The organism is Terrimicrobium sacchariphilum (genome assembly GCF_001613545.1).
In the GTDB taxonomy this organism is placed as follows: domain Bacteria; phylum Verrucomicrobiota; class Verrucomicrobiia; order Chthoniobacterales; family Terrimicrobiaceae; genus Terrimicrobium; species Terrimicrobium sacchariphilum.
On record NZ_BDCO01000002.1, the window covers coordinates 1,377,975 to 1,393,803 of the forward strand.

12 protein-coding genes are annotated in these 15,829 nt (G+C 60.6%); 4 read left to right on the top strand and 8 right to left on the bottom strand.

The genetic code is table 11. From position 1 onward, the window contains the following. Nucleotides 1-27: 27 nt before the first annotated feature. Entirely contained in the window at nt 28-1,065 is a 1,038-nt protein-coding gene (locus tag TSACC_RS06520) for a potassium channel family protein (protein WP_075080595.1), read from the bottom strand. Nucleotides 1,066-1,116: 51 nt separating this feature from the next. Further along, a complete protein-coding gene (locus TSACC_RS06525) occupies nt 1,117-1,590 on the bottom strand; it encodes a DUF456 domain-containing protein (protein WP_075078570.1) in 474 nt (157 codons plus the stop codon). Between the two features lie 80 nt (nt 1,591-1,670). Between TSACC_RS06525 and TSACC_RS06530 the strand changes: the two genes are divergently transcribed. From TSACC_RS06530 to TSACC_RS06540, 3 genes are all read left to right on the top strand, one after another. Continuing rightward, the gene (locus tag TSACC_RS06530) at nt 1,671-2,384 is read left to right on the top strand and encodes a hypothetical protein (RefSeq protein WP_075078571.1); all 714 of its coding nucleotides are present in this window, start codon (nt 1,671-1,673) and stop codon (nt 2,382-2,384) included. Between the two features lie 264 nt (nt 2,385-2,648). Next, the gene (gene fusA, locus TSACC_RS06535) at nt 2,649-4,793 is read left to right on the top strand and encodes an elongation factor G (protein WP_075078572.1); all 2,145 of its coding nucleotides are present in this window, start codon (nt 2,649-2,651) and stop codon (nt 4,791-4,793) included. A gap of 138 nt (nt 4,794-4,931) precedes the next feature. Continuing rightward, nucleotides 4,932-5,450: an OB-fold protein gene (locus tag TSACC_RS06540; protein WP_075078573.1), complete on the top strand. Its 519-nt coding sequence runs from the start codon at nt 4,932-4,934 to the stop codon at nt 5,448-5,450. A gap of 71 nt (nt 5,451-5,521) precedes the next feature. Here the strand turns inward: TSACC_RS06540 and TSACC_RS06545 are convergent, their stop codons facing one another. Then, a complete protein-coding gene (locus TSACC_RS06545) occupies nt 5,522-6,022 on the bottom strand; it encodes a hypothetical protein (protein ID WP_075078574.1) in 501 nt (166 codons plus the stop codon). 107 nt (nt 6,023-6,129) lie between these two features. Between TSACC_RS06545 and TSACC_RS06550 the strand changes: the two genes are divergently transcribed. Further along, a complete protein-coding gene (locus TSACC_RS06550; RefSeq protein WP_084400259.1) occupies nt 6,130-6,960 on the top strand; it encodes a methylated-DNA--[protein]-cysteine S-methyltransferase in 831 nt (276 codons plus the stop codon). A 4-nt stretch (nt 6,961-6,964) separates the two neighbouring features. Here the strand turns inward: TSACC_RS06550 and alaS are convergent, their stop codons facing one another. The 5 genes from alaS to TSACC_RS06580 form a co-directional block, all read right to left on the bottom strand. Next, nucleotides 6,965-9,793, bottom strand: a complete 2,829-nt coding sequence (alaS, locus tag TSACC_RS22255; RefSeq protein WP_202815913.1) for an alanine--tRNA ligase — start codon at nt 9,791-9,793, stop codon at nt 6,965-6,967. Nucleotides 9,794-10,156: 363 nt separating this feature from the next. Further along, on the bottom strand, nt 10,157-12,124 hold the full coding sequence (locus tag TSACC_RS06565; protein ID WP_084400260.1) for a hybrid sensor histidine kinase/response regulator: 1,968 nt from the start codon (nt 12,122-12,124) through the stop codon (nt 10,157-10,159). Nucleotides 12,125-12,212: 88 nt separating this feature from the next. After that, the gene (locus TSACC_RS06570) at nt 12,213-13,595 is read right to left on the bottom strand and encodes a DUF4340 domain-containing protein (protein WP_075078577.1); all 1,383 of its coding nucleotides are present in this window, start codon (nt 13,593-13,595) and stop codon (nt 12,213-12,215) included. Next, nucleotides 13,592-15,076 (bottom strand): GldG family protein, encoded by a 1,485-nt coding sequence (locus TSACC_RS06575; RefSeq protein ID WP_075078578.1) that lies wholly within the window; start codon nt 15,074-15,076, stop codon nt 13,592-13,594. Before TSACC_RS06575 ends, TSACC_RS06570 begins: the two co-directional genes overlap by 4 nt. Next, nucleotides 15,073-15,828 carry an ABC transporter permease gene (locus TSACC_RS06580; protein ID WP_075078579.1) on the bottom strand — a complete coding sequence of 252 codons (756 nt, stop codon included), beginning with the start codon at nt 15,826-15,828 and terminating at the stop codon, nt 15,073-15,075. The genes TSACC_RS06575 and TSACC_RS06580 overlap by 4 nt, the downstream gene beginning before the upstream one ends. Between the last annotated feature and the right edge of the window lies 1 nt (nt 15,829).

A 15,829-nucleotide genomic window follows, 5' to 3' on the forward strand; every position in this document is an offset into this window, starting at 1 on the left:
AACCTCTACCCTAGCAGGCCGGACCGCCTACACAATCTCAGTGTCAGTCACTTCACGGACCAGAAAGTCCGGCAGCTTGCCCGGATGCGCCATCACCACGAGGGAATCCCCTTTCTCCAGAGCCAGCGTGTCGAGGTCCTTGCGAAGGATTTCGCCGCCCGGTTTGCGGATGGCCAATACCATGAGTTTGCCCTCCGCCGCCCGCTGGATTTCGCCAATCGTCCAACCCTCGAGATGCCCCTGCTGATTGAGGGAAAGCTCGTGGATTTCCAGTCCGAGATGGTGGAAGTCCGCCCCGCCGATCCCTTCCTTGCCGCCAATGAAGTCGGTCAGCGACGGCTTCGTAATGCTGTGGGCGATGCGCAGCGCTCCGATGGTGGCGGGGAGAATCACCTCGTTGGCTCCCGCCTGGCGGAGCTTCTTTTCTGTCGCGGGTTGTTCGCCGCGAGCGATGATGCGTACGAGGGGATTCAGATTTCGAGCCGTGAGGGTGATGAAGACATTCAGCGTATCCTGCGGCAGGACGGTCGCGAGAACGTCGGCCCGGTTGATGCCCGCCCGCACCAGTGTGTCTTCATCGGTGGCGCTGCCCTCGACTACCAGATATCCCCGGGCATGAGCGTCGGCGATGCGCTCCTTGTCCACGTCGACGATGATGAAGCGATGGCCAGCCTGGGCGAGTTCCGCGCTCAAGACCTGTCCGATGCGGCCCCATCCGCAGATGATGGTGTGATGGCTGATCTCCTCCACTTTCTTGCTTTCCTGCATATCGCCCAGGGCCTTGACGATTTCGCCTCCCGTCAGGGTCCGCACCACCTCGCCGACCACGTAGATCGCGGCCGAGTTGCCACAGATGATCAGCAGGATGGTAAAAATTCGCTCCGAGGTCTGGTCGACCGGCTCCACCTCGCCGTAGCCGACGCCGAAAATCGTGATGACCACCATGTAGACGGCATCGATGAGCTTCCAGCCCAGGATGACATAGCCGATCACGCCCAGCAGACAGACTGCGGAGAATATGGCCACGCTGATCAGCAAACGATAGCGCAGCCGGGAGATCTTCATGCCGGTGCTCACCGTCGGGAGCGGCAGCACGTTTCACGCCAAGAACTTGATTCAGATCAGGCAGGCCACGCCGAACCAGACGACCATGATCAATCCGATCGCGACCTTGCCCACGATCCCCGCCGTGGTTCCCAGGAAGGTGCCCCAGCCCGACTGCCCGGCCGGGAGGAGTCCCTTGCCACCGAGCAATTCCCCGAGAAATGCCCCCACCAGTGGCCCGATCAGCAGGCCGAGGATGCCGAAGAACAACCCGACAACCGCCCCGAGGATGCCACCGATCGCCCCCCAGCGCGTCGCCCCGAACCACTTCGCCCCCACCGCACCGCTGACGATATCGAGCGCCTGGGCCAGTAGCATGAGCAGGGTCAGCCCGATCAAAGTCGGCCAGCCGATGGAGTGCAGGGTGAAGTGATTCAGCACCGCTCCGGCAAGGATGAGGATCGTCCCCGGCAGCAACGGGATGACTGTGCCGACCAGGCCGACAACCATCAGCGTGATCGTGAGGCTCCACCAGAGGATTTCCATGCGCGCACTGTTTCACAGGACCATGAGGGGCGCCAGCGTCGTCTTGCCGGGTGATTGGCAGACCGATAGGCTCATCGCCCGTGAAACTTTGCTTCGCAGTCCTCCCCGCCCTCATCTGCTCCGCCGCACTTCTTCCCGCAGCGCCGAAATCGATCGAGGATTATCGCGCCACATTTCAGCAGGCGGTCACCCAGAAAGACAAGGCGCTGCTTCAGGAGCTTATCTATGCGGAAGGACTGAGCGATGAAGACAAGGCGTTGGCCGCCAGGTCGACCGAGATGTTTGTCAGCGGTCCCGGCGTAGTGGAATCCGTCACGGTCGTTCCGGTACCCAACAGCCTGAACAAGGTACGCATCGCCCGGGGAAAGAAATGGGAACCCAGTCTCCCGCCTGCGGGCGCCCTCTTGATCAAGATGAAATCTCCCGACGGCAAATCGGAGACGACGTACACCTCTGTATTTGGCGAGAGCGGCGGGGAATACTACCTCGTGGCAGCTAAAAGCACGAAACTCGATTGGAACGGTCCGGAGGACAAGACGCTCAACTTTATCGTGATGGGAAAGGGGCAGAACGCGGTAAAGATCGCCTATCGCTGGAATGTCAGCGGTGTCAATATGGAGGAGGTTGCGGATTCACCTTCGATTTCTTTCCTTGGCCAGTACATCGAGTCCATGACGGTAACCAGCGATTCCGACGATACGGATGTCACCCTAAGCATCAGGGAGGGTGGAAAAGAGATCTACACCTCCCAGCCCTTGAAGGGGAAGGGGACGCTGGAGTACAAGCGCCCCTAGGGCGCAGGCGTATCATTACGCAACGCATGCAACGCCGTCGGGCGCAAGTTTTCTCTTGCCCTTGCCGCGTGCATCTCTAGGTTTTCCACTCCCCACGTCATCGCGTGGCTTCTGTGGTTTTACCCGCCTTGGGTAGCCCTTTTGAAAGGCGATGGCCGGGGTATTTAACTAAAAACGCATGCTCGAACGGTTTACAGACAGGAGAGATTTCCTGGCGATCACGTCGCCGGGTGCCCGGTCGTTCCGCTAAAGCGCCATTTCCCTATGTCCGCCAATCCGAATTCGCCCAACCGCGCGTTTCCTCTCGAACGCACTCGTAACATCGGTATCGCTGCCCACATCGATGCCGGCAAGACCACTCTGACCGAGCGTATCCTTTTCTACACCGGCATGATCCACAAGATCGGTGAGGTGCACGAGGGCACGACCGTGACGGACTGGATGGAGCAGGAGCGCGAGCGCGGCATCACGATCACCTCCGCCGCCACCACCTGTTCGTGGCTCCAGCGCAAGGAAGAGAACATCTACAAGGCCTACGAAGGCATCAAGATGCGCGTGAACATCATCGACACTCCCGGCCACGTGGACTTTACGGCCGAGGTGGAGCGTTCGCTCCGCGTGCTCGACGGCGCTGTCGCCGTGTTCTGTGGCGTGGCCGGTGTGCAGCCGCAGTCCGAGACCGTCTGGCGTCAGGCCACCAAGTACGGTGTGCCCCGTATCGCTTTCGTGAACAAGATGGACCGTACCGGCGCGGATTTCGACGCCGCTGTGGCATCCATGCGCAACAAGCTCGGCGCCAACGCCTGGCCGGTGCTCATCCCGCTCGGTCGTGAGGATTACCTCAAGGGCCAGATCGACGTCCTCAACCAGAAGGCCGTCATTTACTCCGACAACGACCAGTTTGGTTCCACCTACGAAGTCGTCGACATCCCGGAGGATCACAAGGCCATGGCCGAGAAGGCCTACCAGGACCTCGTTGAGCAGATGTGCGATCTCGACGAAGAGATCGGCATGCTCTTCCTCGAGGAGAAGCCCATTTCCAAGCAGGAGCTCAAGGCCGCCATCCGCCGCCAGACGATTGCCAACCGCTTCGTCCCGGTCGCCGGTGGTTCCGCGTTCAAGAACAAGGGCGTGCAGTTCCTCGTCGACGCCGTCGTCGACTATCTCCCGAGCCCGCTCGACATTCCCGCCGCCAAGGGCCAGAACCCCGACAACGGCGAGCCGATCGAGGTCTCCTCGGATGACAATGGCAACTTCTGCTCGCTCGCGTTCAAGCTGTGGAGCGATCCGTTCGTCGGCAAGCTCGTGTTCTTCCGTGTCTACTCCGGCAAGCTGAGCAAGGGCGACACCGTCTACAACCCGCGCACCAACAAGCGCGAGCGCATCAGCCGAATCATCCAGATTCAGGCCGACAAGCGCGAGGACATCGAGACCTGCTACTCCGGCGACATCGCCGCCATCGTGGGCATCAAGAATATCACGACGGGCGACACCCTTTGCGACGAAGATCATCCGATCCTTCTCGAGCCGCCGTCCTTCCCCGACCCCGTTATCGAAATGGCGGTCGAGCCGAAGACGAAGATCGACCAGGAAAAGATGGCCAACGCTCTCCAGCGTCTCGCCGAGGAAGATCCGACCTTCCGCGTTTTCACAAACGAAGAGACCGGCCAGACTGTGATCGCGGGCATGGGCGAGCTTCACCTGGAAATCATTCGCGACCGTATGATGCGCGAGTTCAAGGTCGAGGCCAACGCTGGCAAGCCGCAGATCGCCTACAAGGAAACCATCCTTGCTCCCGCCGATGGCGAAGGCAAGCTGGTCAAGCAGTCCGGTGGTCGCGGTCAGTACGGTCACGTGGTCGTCAAGATCGCCCCGAACGAGCGTGGCAAGGGCCTCACCGTCGAGAACAAGATCGTCGGCGGCGCCATCCCGAAGGATTACATCCCGGCCTGTATCAAGGGCATCAACGAAGCCGTGCTCAACGGTGTCGTCGGCGGCTACCCCGTCATCGACGTGCACGTTGACATCGTCGACGGCAGCTACCACGACGTGGACTCGAACGAGCTCGCGTTCAAGCTCGCTGCCATCTTCGCGGTCAAGGACGGCCTGAAGAAAGCCAAGCCGATCCTGCTCGAGCCGATCATGAAGGTCGAAAACATCACCCCGGAGGAATTCCAGGGTGATATCATGGGCGACCTCAATCGCCGCCGTGCCCGCATCAGCGGCATGGAGACCAAGGGCAATCTTTGCACCATCGCTGCGGAAGTGCCGCTCGCCGAAATGTTCGGCTACGCCACGGCAATCCGCTCGCTGTCGAAGGGCCGCTCCTCGTACTCGATGGAGCCGTCGCACTTCGAGCAGGTCCCGACGAACGTGCTCAACGCCGTTCTCGACCAGCAGAAGGGCTAAGGATTTCCCCAGCCAGATAAGAAAAGGGGGCGCTTCGCAAGAAGCGCCCCTTTTCGTTTTTATAAGCATTCTCCGCAGCCCGGGGATTCTTGGTTTTTGGCTCGCCGCATGGGGGAAAAGAGTCTAAGTGCCGGGGTAATGAAGAAGCTCTTCCTCCTTCCCCTCCTGCTTTCGGCCACCTCGATCTTCGCCCAGGCCCAGCTCCCGCCCCTGCCTCCCAGCGGCTTTGTCACTCTCGACCAGATTGTCAACGAGTTCTCCACCCAGCCCGACGCGGCGTTGCAAAAGTATAACGGCCAGCGCGTCGCGGTCTATGGAAGGGTGGGGCAGGTCGAAAAGTCCGATGATACCGAAGGCAATCCGCTCGTCGCTTATCTCCAGCGCGCAGACAATCCCTCGCCGGATGTGAAATGTGTCTTTTCCGCGGATGACGTGCCGACCACCAACGTCATGATCAGCGATGACCAGTCCCAGGCCATCATCTTCCATCGCAATAGCGATGGACAGCTCACCGAGCAGCGCCCCTTCATTGTGGTCGGTCAGAACGTGGTGATCCGCGGCACCTTTTCCAACTACGTTGCTGGCGACGTCGTCCTCAAGGACACCCACCTTTTGAAGAAGGAAGAAGCCAAGAAGCTGATCGAGGAAAACAAATAGAACGACCTTTGATCTGACCGGGTGGCGGCTGCTTTGCCGCCACCGGGATCAGAATATGTGAGCAGTATGGATTACTGCTGGGGGCCTTTGTGCGGGCGGGGACCACTTTGTTCGCCCCCGTCAGCGGGCTCGGCTGGCAGGGCAAATTCTCCGGCGTCGAAGAGCGCCTTGAGCTCGCCCGTGGTGTCCACGAGATAGATCTTCATCCGGCCCTTTTCACCCCCGCCGGCTAGAAACAATCCTTTGAGGATGGTGGAGTCATTCTTTCCGTCGAAGTCCGTGCCATACTTGCGCGCAAACGCGCTGGCATCGGCGGCCTTTACCGCGACAAGAATCCCACCGCCGGGCTTCTTGTCTGTTCGGTCGATCGTCATGGCATGAAAGAACTGGAAGTCGGGATTGGGGCTGACCCAGTGGACCGGTTTGACGAAGGCGACATCCAGGGAAACGATCTGGTTGACGAAATCCTGCGGAGTGGTGAGGAAGTACTCTGCGGTATGTTTGGATTCCGCCCGGAGCGGAGCGGTGGCTGCGAGCAGTACGATGGTTAGGGTAATGAGGGGACTCTTCATACAGGATGGAACGCGTGGCTTTCTCCCGAGTTTCAAAAAATTTCACTGATACTTCGTCGCAAGAACCGGGTGGGCGCGAAGGTGAGTTCATGCGAGAGTGGGCTTTCATGAGCGACTACCAGCGCATAGCGGAGATCATCCGGTATCTTGATGGGAATTTTGTCGATCAGCCGGATCTCGCGACCTTGGCCTTGAGGGCTGGCTTGAGCGAATCACACTTTCATCACGTGTTTACGGACTGGGTCGGTGCGACACCCAAGGAGTTTTTGCAGTGCCTCACGGTAAGCCACGCGCGCCGCCTTTTGCTGGAGGGAGAGAGCGTCCTGACCGCAGCCTATGAGTCCGGGTTGTCCGGCCCTGGCCGGCTGCACGATCTGTGCGTCTCACTCGAGGCGGCTTCGCCCGGTGAGATCAAAGCCGGAGGGCAGGGATGGAAGATCACTGCGGGCTATGCATCCACGCCTTTTGGAAAGGTCTTGATCGCACAAAGTCCGCGAGGAGTGTGCTGGCTTTCCTTCCCGGATGGAGCAACCGGAGCATGGGAGGAGATGGCATCCCAGTGGCCGAGGGCGGAGTGGCTGCACTCGGATGGGGCCGCGCAGCAACTGGCCGATCAGATTTTTCAACCTTCAGCCAGCCGTGTCCCGATCCGGGCCCACGTACGAGGCAGCGACTTTCAGGTCAAGGTCTGGCGAGCTTTGCTGCGCATCCCGCCCGGTTCTCTGGTCAGCTATGGGGCATTAGCGATGGCAGCTGGATTCCCTGCGGCTTCGCGCGCAGTCGGCACGGCTATCGGACAGAATGCGATTTCCTATCTCATTCCCTGTCATCGGGTCATCCGACAGACGGGCGTGATGGGAAATTACCGCTGGGACCCAATCCGCAAGCGGGCCATGATCGCGTGGGAGGGGTGTCTCTCCGCCCACGCGTCAGATTGAATCATTAGGAAAGCAGTGTACGGGCGTGCGCCAGGGCATCGGCCAGTTTGGCTGCGTCCTTGCCGCCGCCGCGGGCCTGATCGGGTCGTCCGCCGCCCTTGCCGCCCACGATGGGCGCAATGGCCTGGATGATCTTGCCCGCGGCAAACTTCGCCGTGAACTCCGGGCTCACGGTGGCGACGAGCGAGACCGCGCCGTTGCCGCTGCCACCGAGAACCACGACGCCGCTGTACTGGCCCTTGAGCGCGTCCGCCGCGGCCTGGAGCGTGTCGCCGTCCACCGCGCCGAGGTCGGCGATGATGGCGGGCGTGCTGCCGATGGCGGTCGAGGATGCCAGGAGATCTTTTGCCTTGGCTGCGGCTTCCCGCTGGCTGGCGGCCTTGAGTGCCTTTTCGAGCTCCTTCTGGTGAGCCAGCATGGCGTCGAGTTTCTTCTCCAGTTCGCCGATCGGGGAGTTGAGCTTCTCCGCCAACGCGACGATGCGCTGGGCGTCGCCTACCGCATGGTCAAAGGCTTCCAATCCCGCGATGGCCTCGATACGGCGCACACCAGCCGCGATGGCGGCCTCGCCGAGAATACGGAAAAGTCCGATTTCGCCGGTCGCCCGGGTGTGCGTGCCGCCGCAGAGTTCCATCGAGTAACCATCGAGCCGCTGGGCGGCCCCGCCGATCTGCACCACGCGGACGCGGTCGCCGTATTTGTCGCCAAAGATCTGCATCACATCGGCGCGATTTTTCACATCGCCGTAAGCCACGTCGCTCCAGCTTACCACGGCATTTTCCAGGATGCGCTCATTGACGAGGCGCTCGATGTCGCGGACTTGCGACGGCGTGAGCGCGGCGCTGTTGAAGTCAAAGGTGAGCTTCTCGGGCCCGACGTAGGAACCCTTTTGCGTGGCTTCGCGCGAGACCACTTCGTGCAGGGCCCAGTGCAGCAGGTGCGTCACGGTGTGATGGCGCTCGATGGCGGAGCGTCTTTCGCAATCCACCACCAGCGAGACATCCTGGCCGGGCTCGGGAATTTCCGGGCCGGAGATGAAATGCAGCCACGTGTCACCCGCCTTGCGGGTATCGGAAATCGTCCAGCTTTCCCCGCCATGGGTGAGGAGTCCGGTGTCGCCCACCTGTCCGCCCATCTCGGCGTAACAGACCGACGACTCGAGAATCACCGCCGTCTTGTCCTTGATGCCGACCACGTCGATGACGCGCGTCTCGATCTCCTCGGAATCGTAGCCGAAGAACTTCGTCGCGGGCGCCTCGATGCTGGAGACGCTGATCACTTCCTTCTTCTGGGCTTGCCGGGCGCGCTCGCGCTGGCGGTCCATCAGCTTTTCAAAACCATCGCGATCCACTCCGAGGCCGCGCTCGCGGGCGATCAACTCCGTCAGGTCGATCGGGAAGCCGTAGGTGTCATACAACTCAAAGGCCCACTGGCCGAAGAGCACCGGCTGGCCCTTCTGCACGGAACCCGGGAATTTCTCGAGCGACTTCCTGAGAAATTCCGGCACGGAAAGCTCGCCAAATTCCTTTTGCAGTTCGGTGCGCCGATACGCGGCTTCCGTGGCGTCGACATCGGGAAACTCGATCGCCGCCGCCATGCTGGCCGAGGCAAAACCGGCGAACTTCTTGATGCCGGTGTCGAGCGTGCGGTTGAAAGCCTCCTCCTCCATGTGCAGCACCTCGCGGACGTGCGCGTGCTTCTTGCGGAGCTCCGGGAAAACGTCGCCCATCGTGCGCGTGAGCACGTCGACGAGTTTGAAGAAAAACGGTTCGTGAAAGCCGAGCGTGCGTCCGTAGCGAACGGCGCGGCGCAGGATGCGACGCAGCACGTAGTTGCGATCCGTGTTGCCCGGCAGGATGCCGTCGGCAATGGCAAAGCTCAGCGTGCGGATATGGTCCGCGATGACTCGGAAGGCGATGTCCGTCGACTCCTGCTCGGTGATGGCCGAGAGATCGGCCGGGGGCAGGGTGCTGCCGTACTTTTTGCCGCTCAGGACTTCGATCTCATCAAAGATCGGTCGGAAGATATCTGTCTCGTAATTCGAGATCTTGGCGTGGACGAAATCGGTGAATCCCTTCGTGCCCTGAATGATCGAGGTCACGCGCTCAAAGCCCATGCCGGTATCGACGTGCTGGGCCGGGAGCGGGGTGAAGGTGCCGTCCGGGTTGGCGTTGAACTGGATGAAAACGAGGTTCCAGATCTCGATGCAGCGCGCATCGCCCATGTTGACGAGGGAGCCCTTGGTGTCGCCCTCGGGCGTCAGGTCGACATGCAGTTCGCTGCACGGACCGCACGGGCCCGTGTCGCCCATCATCCAGAAGTTGTCCTTCTTGTTGCCGTTGACGATGTGGACCTTGGGATCGAGGCCTGCCGCCGTGAAAAGCTCGGCCCAGATATCGTAGGCCTCCTGGTCAAACTCGCTCGGGTCGCCTGCGCTCGGCGCGTACACTGTTGCGTAAACACGATTGGCTGGGAACTTCCACCGCCCGATCACCAGTTCCCATGCCCAGCGAATCGCCTCTTTCTTGAAGTAGTCGCCAAAGGACCAGTTACCCAGCATCTCAAAGAACGTGTGGTGGTAGGTATCGAGCCCCACATCATCGAGGTCATTGTGCTTGCCGCCCGCGCGGATGCACTTTTGCGTATCCGCCGCGCGGCCCGGGGTGTACGGGCACTTCGCATCCCCGAGGAAAATGGGGACAAACTGGTTCATCCCGGCATTCGTGAACAGGAGGTTCGGCGAATCGGGCATCAAACTGGACGACGGCACGATGGTGTGCTTCTTCTCGTGGAAGAAATCGAGGAAACTCTGGCGGATTTCAGCGCTGGTCATGGGCGAATCAACCAGACTGCCTCGCCTGCCGCCTGAGTCAAGCGGGTTCCAATTCCCGGGCACTGCTCGCAGCAGGTCCGGCCCCCGGGAATGGTCTTCCAGAGGAATCGGGGAAGGCCCGGGACATGGATTGTCCTTTTCCCTGTGAAAGTCATCCTCTCTCTCGTCACGACTTTCGCCTTGCTCGTGTTTCTCTCGGCGTCAATGTCGGAGCCCGTTTCGGTATGGCCCGGCGATCGCCTGGTTGGACACGCCAGCTGGTTGTTGCGGTTGAGGTGTTTTTTCCCAATATGCGGGGGTGCTCTGAAGTGTGGTGTGAAGCGACTTGCCACCAGCACTGGGCGCAAGCCCGTCTTCCGGCGCTCAGTGGAGGACCGACATGATCGCGCGCTGGAGACTTTCTCCAGTGAATGGTTTGCCGAGGACAGAGGTCATTCCGACTGCCAGGCATTCCGTGCGTTCCGCCTCGGTCACTCCGGCCGTGATGGCGATGATGGGGACAGGCTGGGCCTGCTTCCGGGATTCGGCCTCACGAATGAGGCGGGTGGCCTGGAGACCATCCATGCCGGGCATGCTGACATCCATGAAAATCATGTCAAAATCCCCGGTGACCGCGAGATCCACGCAGTCCTGGCCTGTGGATACAATCGTTGTTTCGCAGGATAACCGTTCCAGCATGCGGCGGATCAGCTTTTGGCTGAGGATGTTGTCCTCGGCCACCAACACGCGCCATCCTCCAGGGACCATATTGCCTCCCCGGGTGGATGAGGGGCTGGGCGAGTTTGCCTGGGAGGGCGGTCGTACCAGGATGGATGCGGAGAAAGTGGAGCCCTTTCCGGCGATGCTTTCAAAGCGTATGCCGCCGCCCAGGAGTTCGCACAGGCTACGCACGATGGTGAGGCCCAGCCCGGTGCCGCCGTATTTGCGCGTGAGCGAGGAATCCGCCTGGCTGAAGGGTTGAAAGATCTTTTCATGGTCGGCTTTCGCTATCCCGATGCCGGTGTCCTGCACGGTAAAATGAATCTCGAGCGATCCATCGTCGCTCCGTATCCCTGTCTGCACCGAGAGCGATACGGACCCCTCGTGGGTGAATTTCAGGGCATTGCCGAGCAGGTTGCCGAGGATTTGATGAATGCGGATAGAGTCGGACTCCACCCAGGCCGGGACGTCATCCCCTATGGTGCAGAAGAAGGAGATTCCCCGGCGGCGAGCGTCCAGCTCCGTGCCTCGCGCGATATCGGCGATGAGAGCGCGGAGGTCGATGTCGCGGAGATCGAGCGTGAGACGGCCGGCCTCGATGCGTGAGAGGTCCAGGACATCGGAGACGAGCGACAGGAGCAGTCTGCTGCTTTGATCGATGCTTTCGACGATTTCTCTCTGCTCGGTGCTGAGCTCGGTTTTCTGCAAAAGCGAGGTGAATCCAATCACCCCGTGAAGCGGGGTGCGGATTTCGTGGCTCATCGTGGTAAGGAACTGGCTCTTTGCGAGATTGGCGCGATCCGCCTCCTCCTTGGCCTTGCGCAGAGCCTCCTCCGTACGCTTGAGCGCGCTGAGGTCCGTGGCCTGGATGACGAGGTACTTGGGGTTTCCCTCCAGGTCTCGGGCGAGGGAAATACACGACAGGGTCCAGATGATCGAGCCATCCTTGCGGACGTAGCGAAACTCGCCCTCAAAATGCTCCCGCTGCCCGGTGATGATCTCCTCCATCGTCTTCTGTAGCGTGGGCAGATCGGCCGGAGTCGTGACGTCCGCATAGCAGCGGGCATGAAATTCATCGACCGTGTAACCCAGCAGGCGCGCCATCGCCGCGTTCGCCGTCTTCCAGGAAAAGTCGACCGGTGTAATGACAAATCCAACCGACGGACTGGAGAGCAGGGTTTGAAACCGGGATTCGCTCTCGAGCAGCGCGTCCTGCTGGATCTTTCGTTCTGTGATATCCGTGATAAACCCGTTCCAGATCACCGTGCCGTCGCTCTCGCGGCGGGAGAGATGTCCCTGGCTTTCCACCCAGCGGAGTCCCAGCTTGGGAAAGATATACCGGTATTCCCGGTGCCACGGGCGGAGAGTGCGGATGTGCTCTCGCGAGGCGGCAAGCATGCTCTCCCGGTCATCGGGATGGACGAACTTATGGAAATACGTGGAGTCGCGCAGGAGGTCTTCCGGATTGAGGCCGAAGATGTCTCTCACGGCATCGTTCATGAAGGTGAGGCGCGACCGCCCGTCCGGGTAGATCTCGCATTCATACATGATGCCGGGGAGGACCGCCGTCATTCTCCGCAGACGGGCCACCGTGATTTCAGCGTCGGAGACCGAGATCGGCACGTCGCTCATGGTGCGAAAGATAGGAGATGCTCAGCGAAAAAGGGACTGAAAAATGCAGGGTGTTTCAGCGGGTTCCCTTCCCCCTGCACACTTTGTTTTATTTCGGCGCCTGCCAGTCGCGAGGATCGGAGGGCAGTGCGCTCAGGATGGCCGCGGGAACTTTTGCGACCTCCAGGGAATCGTTCATACGAGTCAGAACCTGGCCGTCTTTTTCCGCACCGAAGGAAATCGTGGCGATGTTCCGTGCTCCCGCAGTGGTCTCCGGGGTGTTCTCCGACAGGACGGAAAGAAACTCGACCTTGATGCGTGGCGGAGCGAGCTGATCTCCTTCAAGCTTGTCGGCACTGGTCAATACATACGCGGAGACCCGGGTCGAGCTGATTGCATCCACGAGCGCGCGGATAGCCTGGTTGCTGGCCGGGCGGATCTCCGGTCCCGCTTTCAGCAGCCAGCCGTCCCCCTTGCGCCGGAGCTCGATCGTGTTTTCTGGAAAGGTGATGCGAATCATGTCGACCAGATCGATGTTGAGCGGAAACAGGCGATGATCGCGCAGGGCGTCCGGCGTGACGTTCAGGAGCTTGATCGTCTCGGGCGGAAGGCGGAAAATCGAGTCCCGCGCTGTAAACTCCGCCACGACGGAATCCTGGGTGGCCTGTCCGATGCGAAGCGTCTGGTGGCGCTCCTTGCCCTCAGCGTAAAATGAGATCTCATTCGTTCCCTCGACGATGCCGAAGCGGCTCAGGTCTCCAGAGTCGTCGGAGAGCACCTCGCGAATCGTCAATCCCAGGAGGGTGTTGAGGAAGGCATTGACCGAGGCTTGGTCAGCCGGGGCGCTGAGCGGCTTGACCATCCGCCAGCCGCGTGCGTCCTGGGAAAGCTCGATCTGGCCGTCGCTGCGGCGAATGATCACGCGGTCCACCTGGTCGGCCTCGAGGTCCGTCAGGCGCGGATCGCGGAACTTTTGCGCATCCTGAAAGGCGAGCTTGAGGATGTCGTCATCGATCACATAGACGTCGCGGTCACTGCCCCGGCGAACGTAGATCTTTCCATCTCCTGCCGCATCCTTTCCGATGAGGAGGGTGACGTCCTGATCACCGAAAATCTGGATCTTCCGCTTGGGCTTTTTCAACCCAAAGTCGCCGAGATCGTCGTCGCTGCGAAATTCGCGTCCATCGACCCGGTCGGAGTACTGGAGATTTGACGCGAGCTTGAGCACATCGCGAATGAGCGCCGGGTTGGCCCGGTCCTTGTCATCGCCCTCGATACGCCACCCGTTGCCGCGTCGCTTGATAATGAGCTCGTCGCTGGGGGAGGTAATGCGAAACTCCTTCACTCCGGCGGGATCGAAGTCGAGGACCCTTCCGCCCAGGGCGAGTTGCGCCTTTTCTCGCGTGCTGCGGGTCAGCGGCTCGTAGATCGCCAGGAAGCCGATCGCAACGACTGCCAGGAGGCAGAGGAAGATGGTCCAGCCCCGGCTCATGCGCGTCGTCGGAGCCAGGCGATGATCCCGAAGAGGGCGGCCACCCCGGGGATCGCGATAAGGATGTAGAGCGAGATCGAGCTTAGCTGGGCATCCGAGAGATTGATCGAGAACTGGTCGATCTTCTTGGGCACTGCTCCGGTGAACTGGCGCCGGTCGAGCAGCCAGTTGGCCGAGCTCATCAGGAAGTCGAGCGCCTGCGGCTGCTGCGAAAGTGCGACATCCAGGGCGAATTGACTGCTGCCCACCGCGATGAGCTTGGACGACTCGACATCCACGCGGTCGTCATCCACTCCTCCGCGGGCTGCTGCCACCGCCACGTAGACGGGGTATCCCACGTCCTTGCCCTCATCGTAGCGCACGCCCTTCTTTTCATCCGTGACGTACTCCGACTCACCCCAGAATTTCTCCTTCGCGATCAGCAGGGGCCACAGCTGGATCTTGTCCGACTTGGCTTGCTCCGGGTCCATGAACAAGGACTGCGTCTCGCCCGTGAGCAGCATCTCGAGTCCGACGAGCCGTTTCGTGACAGGGTTCCTGTCCATGAAGTCGACGGTTACTTCGCGCAGGATGCCTGTGGCAAATCCCAGGCGCACCGTGCAGAGCACCCGATTGTCCATGGGCAGTACGCCGCGTCGCGCCAGGAAACGGTGGAGCTGGACCGTGCGGGCCGATGGATCGAGCAACACCAGCACGCGGCCTTGCTCGGAACTCCAGAACCGGTCGAGGATGGCTGCCTCGCGCTCGGTCAGGTCGACCTGTGGAGCCGCGATCACCAGGAGGGAGCAATCGGATGGCACGCTATCCGCAGAGCCCAGCGAGAGGGGAAGCGTCTCGGCATTTTGCTTTACGAGATACTCGCGGAAGAGGCCGAGAGGAGTCGGGCCGTCGATGGGCGGCTCTCCATGGCCCTGGAGGAAATAGATCTTCTTCTTGTCGGGCGAAAGCAGCGAGAGCATCGCGTTGGTGAGCACCATTTCGCCGCCAAAGGAGAGCAGACGCGGGGTTTCTCCCTGCTGGACTCCCTCGAGGTTGATGTCTCCCAGATCTCCGGCGGGGATGAATTTGCTTCGTCCCTCGTAGTCGACGATCACGACATTCTCGGTGGCGCTGAATTTGTACTGCGCCTGCAAGGCGCGCGCCCGGGTAAGGTCGCGGGTGGGGTCCACGTACTCGACATGGATCAGCTTGCGCCCGGAGAAGGTCAGTTCCTTGAGGAGATTTCGCAGATCATTGAAGACCACGCGATCCGGTGCGACCGACGTGGGGGAGAAGAAGACCACGATATTCACCGGCTTCTTCAGCTCGCGAATGACGCGCTTCGTCTGTTCCGAAAGGACAAACTTCTGCGACCGCGAGTAATCCGCGCGGACATAGTGGTTGAAGCTGTAGTAGTTCACCGCCACCAGCAGCACAAACATGGCGATGATCTGCACCAGCACATTGATGCGGATCGTCTTGCGGGGGATCTTCGCCGTCATGAGCGCCACCTCCGATGCTGGAAGATATGGAAGGTGAGGAACAGGGTGAAAAGAGTCAGGCTCACGTAAAGTACGATCGGACGACTGTCGAACACCCCCTGCGAGAAGTCGGCCATGTGCTCGATGGTCGAGAAGTAGTAGACGATGTCGCCGAGGAACCGGTCCGCAGAGGGAAAGACAAAGGTCACCACACTGAGAAAGAACATCAGGCAGATGATGGCAAAGGAGACGATGGCTGCGACGATCTGGTTGCTCGTGAGGGAGGAGGCCAGGCAGCCGATGGAGAGGTAAAACATGCCGACCAGCAGCAGCAGGAGGTATGACCCAAAGTACTGGCTGAATGACTGCGCGGCCGATTGTCCCGTGACCACGTGGAAGATCACGAAATACAGGATCGTGGGAGCCCAGAGAACGAGGTAGAAGGCCAGGGCTCCGAAATACTTTGAAAGCACCACGGCGAGGTCTCCCACCGGGGCGGTCATCAGGGTCTCGATCGTCCCGAGCTTATATTCCTCGCTGAATAGCCGCATCGTCAGCAGGGGAAAAGTGAGGATGAAAGGGAACCACAGCAGGATGCTGTCAAAAAACGCCTCGATCACAGTTGTCTGCGACGTCGCCCGATTCAATGCGCCGACTCCGAGTTGAAAGATAAACCCGACGATCAGCAGGAAGCAGAAGAGGACGATGTAGGCGAGGGGCTGATGAAAATAGTGCCGGATTTCCCGCTTCAGCAGGGTGAAGAATCGACGCATC

Excerpts from the sequence above, each read along its gene's own strand:
- TSACC_RS06520 (WP_075080595.1), bottom strand. The coding sequence starts at position 1,065 with ATGAAGATCTCCCGGCTGCGCTATCGTTTGCTGATCAGCGTGGCCATA.
- TSACC_RS06525 (WP_075078570.1), bottom strand. The coding sequence starts at position 1,590 with ATGGAAATCCTCTGGTGGAGCCTCACGATCACGCTGATGGTTGTCGGC.
- fusA (WP_075078572.1), top strand. The coding sequence starts at position 2,649 with ATGTCCGCCAATCCGAATTCGCCCAACCGCGCGTTTCCTCTCGAACGC.
- TSACC_RS06540 (WP_075078573.1), top strand. The coding sequence starts at position 4,932 with ATGAAGAAGCTCTTCCTCCTTCCCCTCCTGCTTTCGGCCACCTCGATC.
- TSACC_RS06545 (WP_075078574.1), bottom strand. The coding sequence starts at position 6,022 with ATGAAGAGTCCCCTCATTACCCTAACCATCGTACTGCTCGCAGCCACC.
- TSACC_RS06550 (WP_084400259.1), top strand. The coding sequence starts at position 6,130 with ATGAGCGACTACCAGCGCATAGCGGAGATCATCCGGTATCTTGATGGG.
- alaS (WP_202815913.1), bottom strand. The coding sequence starts at position 9,793 with ATGACCAGCGCTGAAATCCGCCAGAGTTTCCTCGATTTCTTCCACGAG.
- TSACC_RS06565 (WP_084400260.1), bottom strand. The coding sequence starts at position 12,124 with ATGAGCGACGTGCCGATCTCGGTCTCCGACGCTGAAATCACGGTGGCC.
- TSACC_RS06570 (WP_075078577.1), bottom strand. The coding sequence starts at position 13,595 with ATGAGCCGGGGCTGGACCATCTTCCTCTGCCTCCTGGCAGTCGTTGCG.
- TSACC_RS06575 (WP_075078578.1), bottom strand. The coding sequence starts at position 15,076 with ATGACGGCGAAGATCCCCCGCAAGACGATCCGCATCAATGTGCTGGTG.
- TSACC_RS06580 (WP_075078579.1), bottom strand. The coding sequence starts at position 15,828 with ATGCGTCGATTCTTCACCCTGCTGAAGCGGGAAATCCGGCACTATTTT.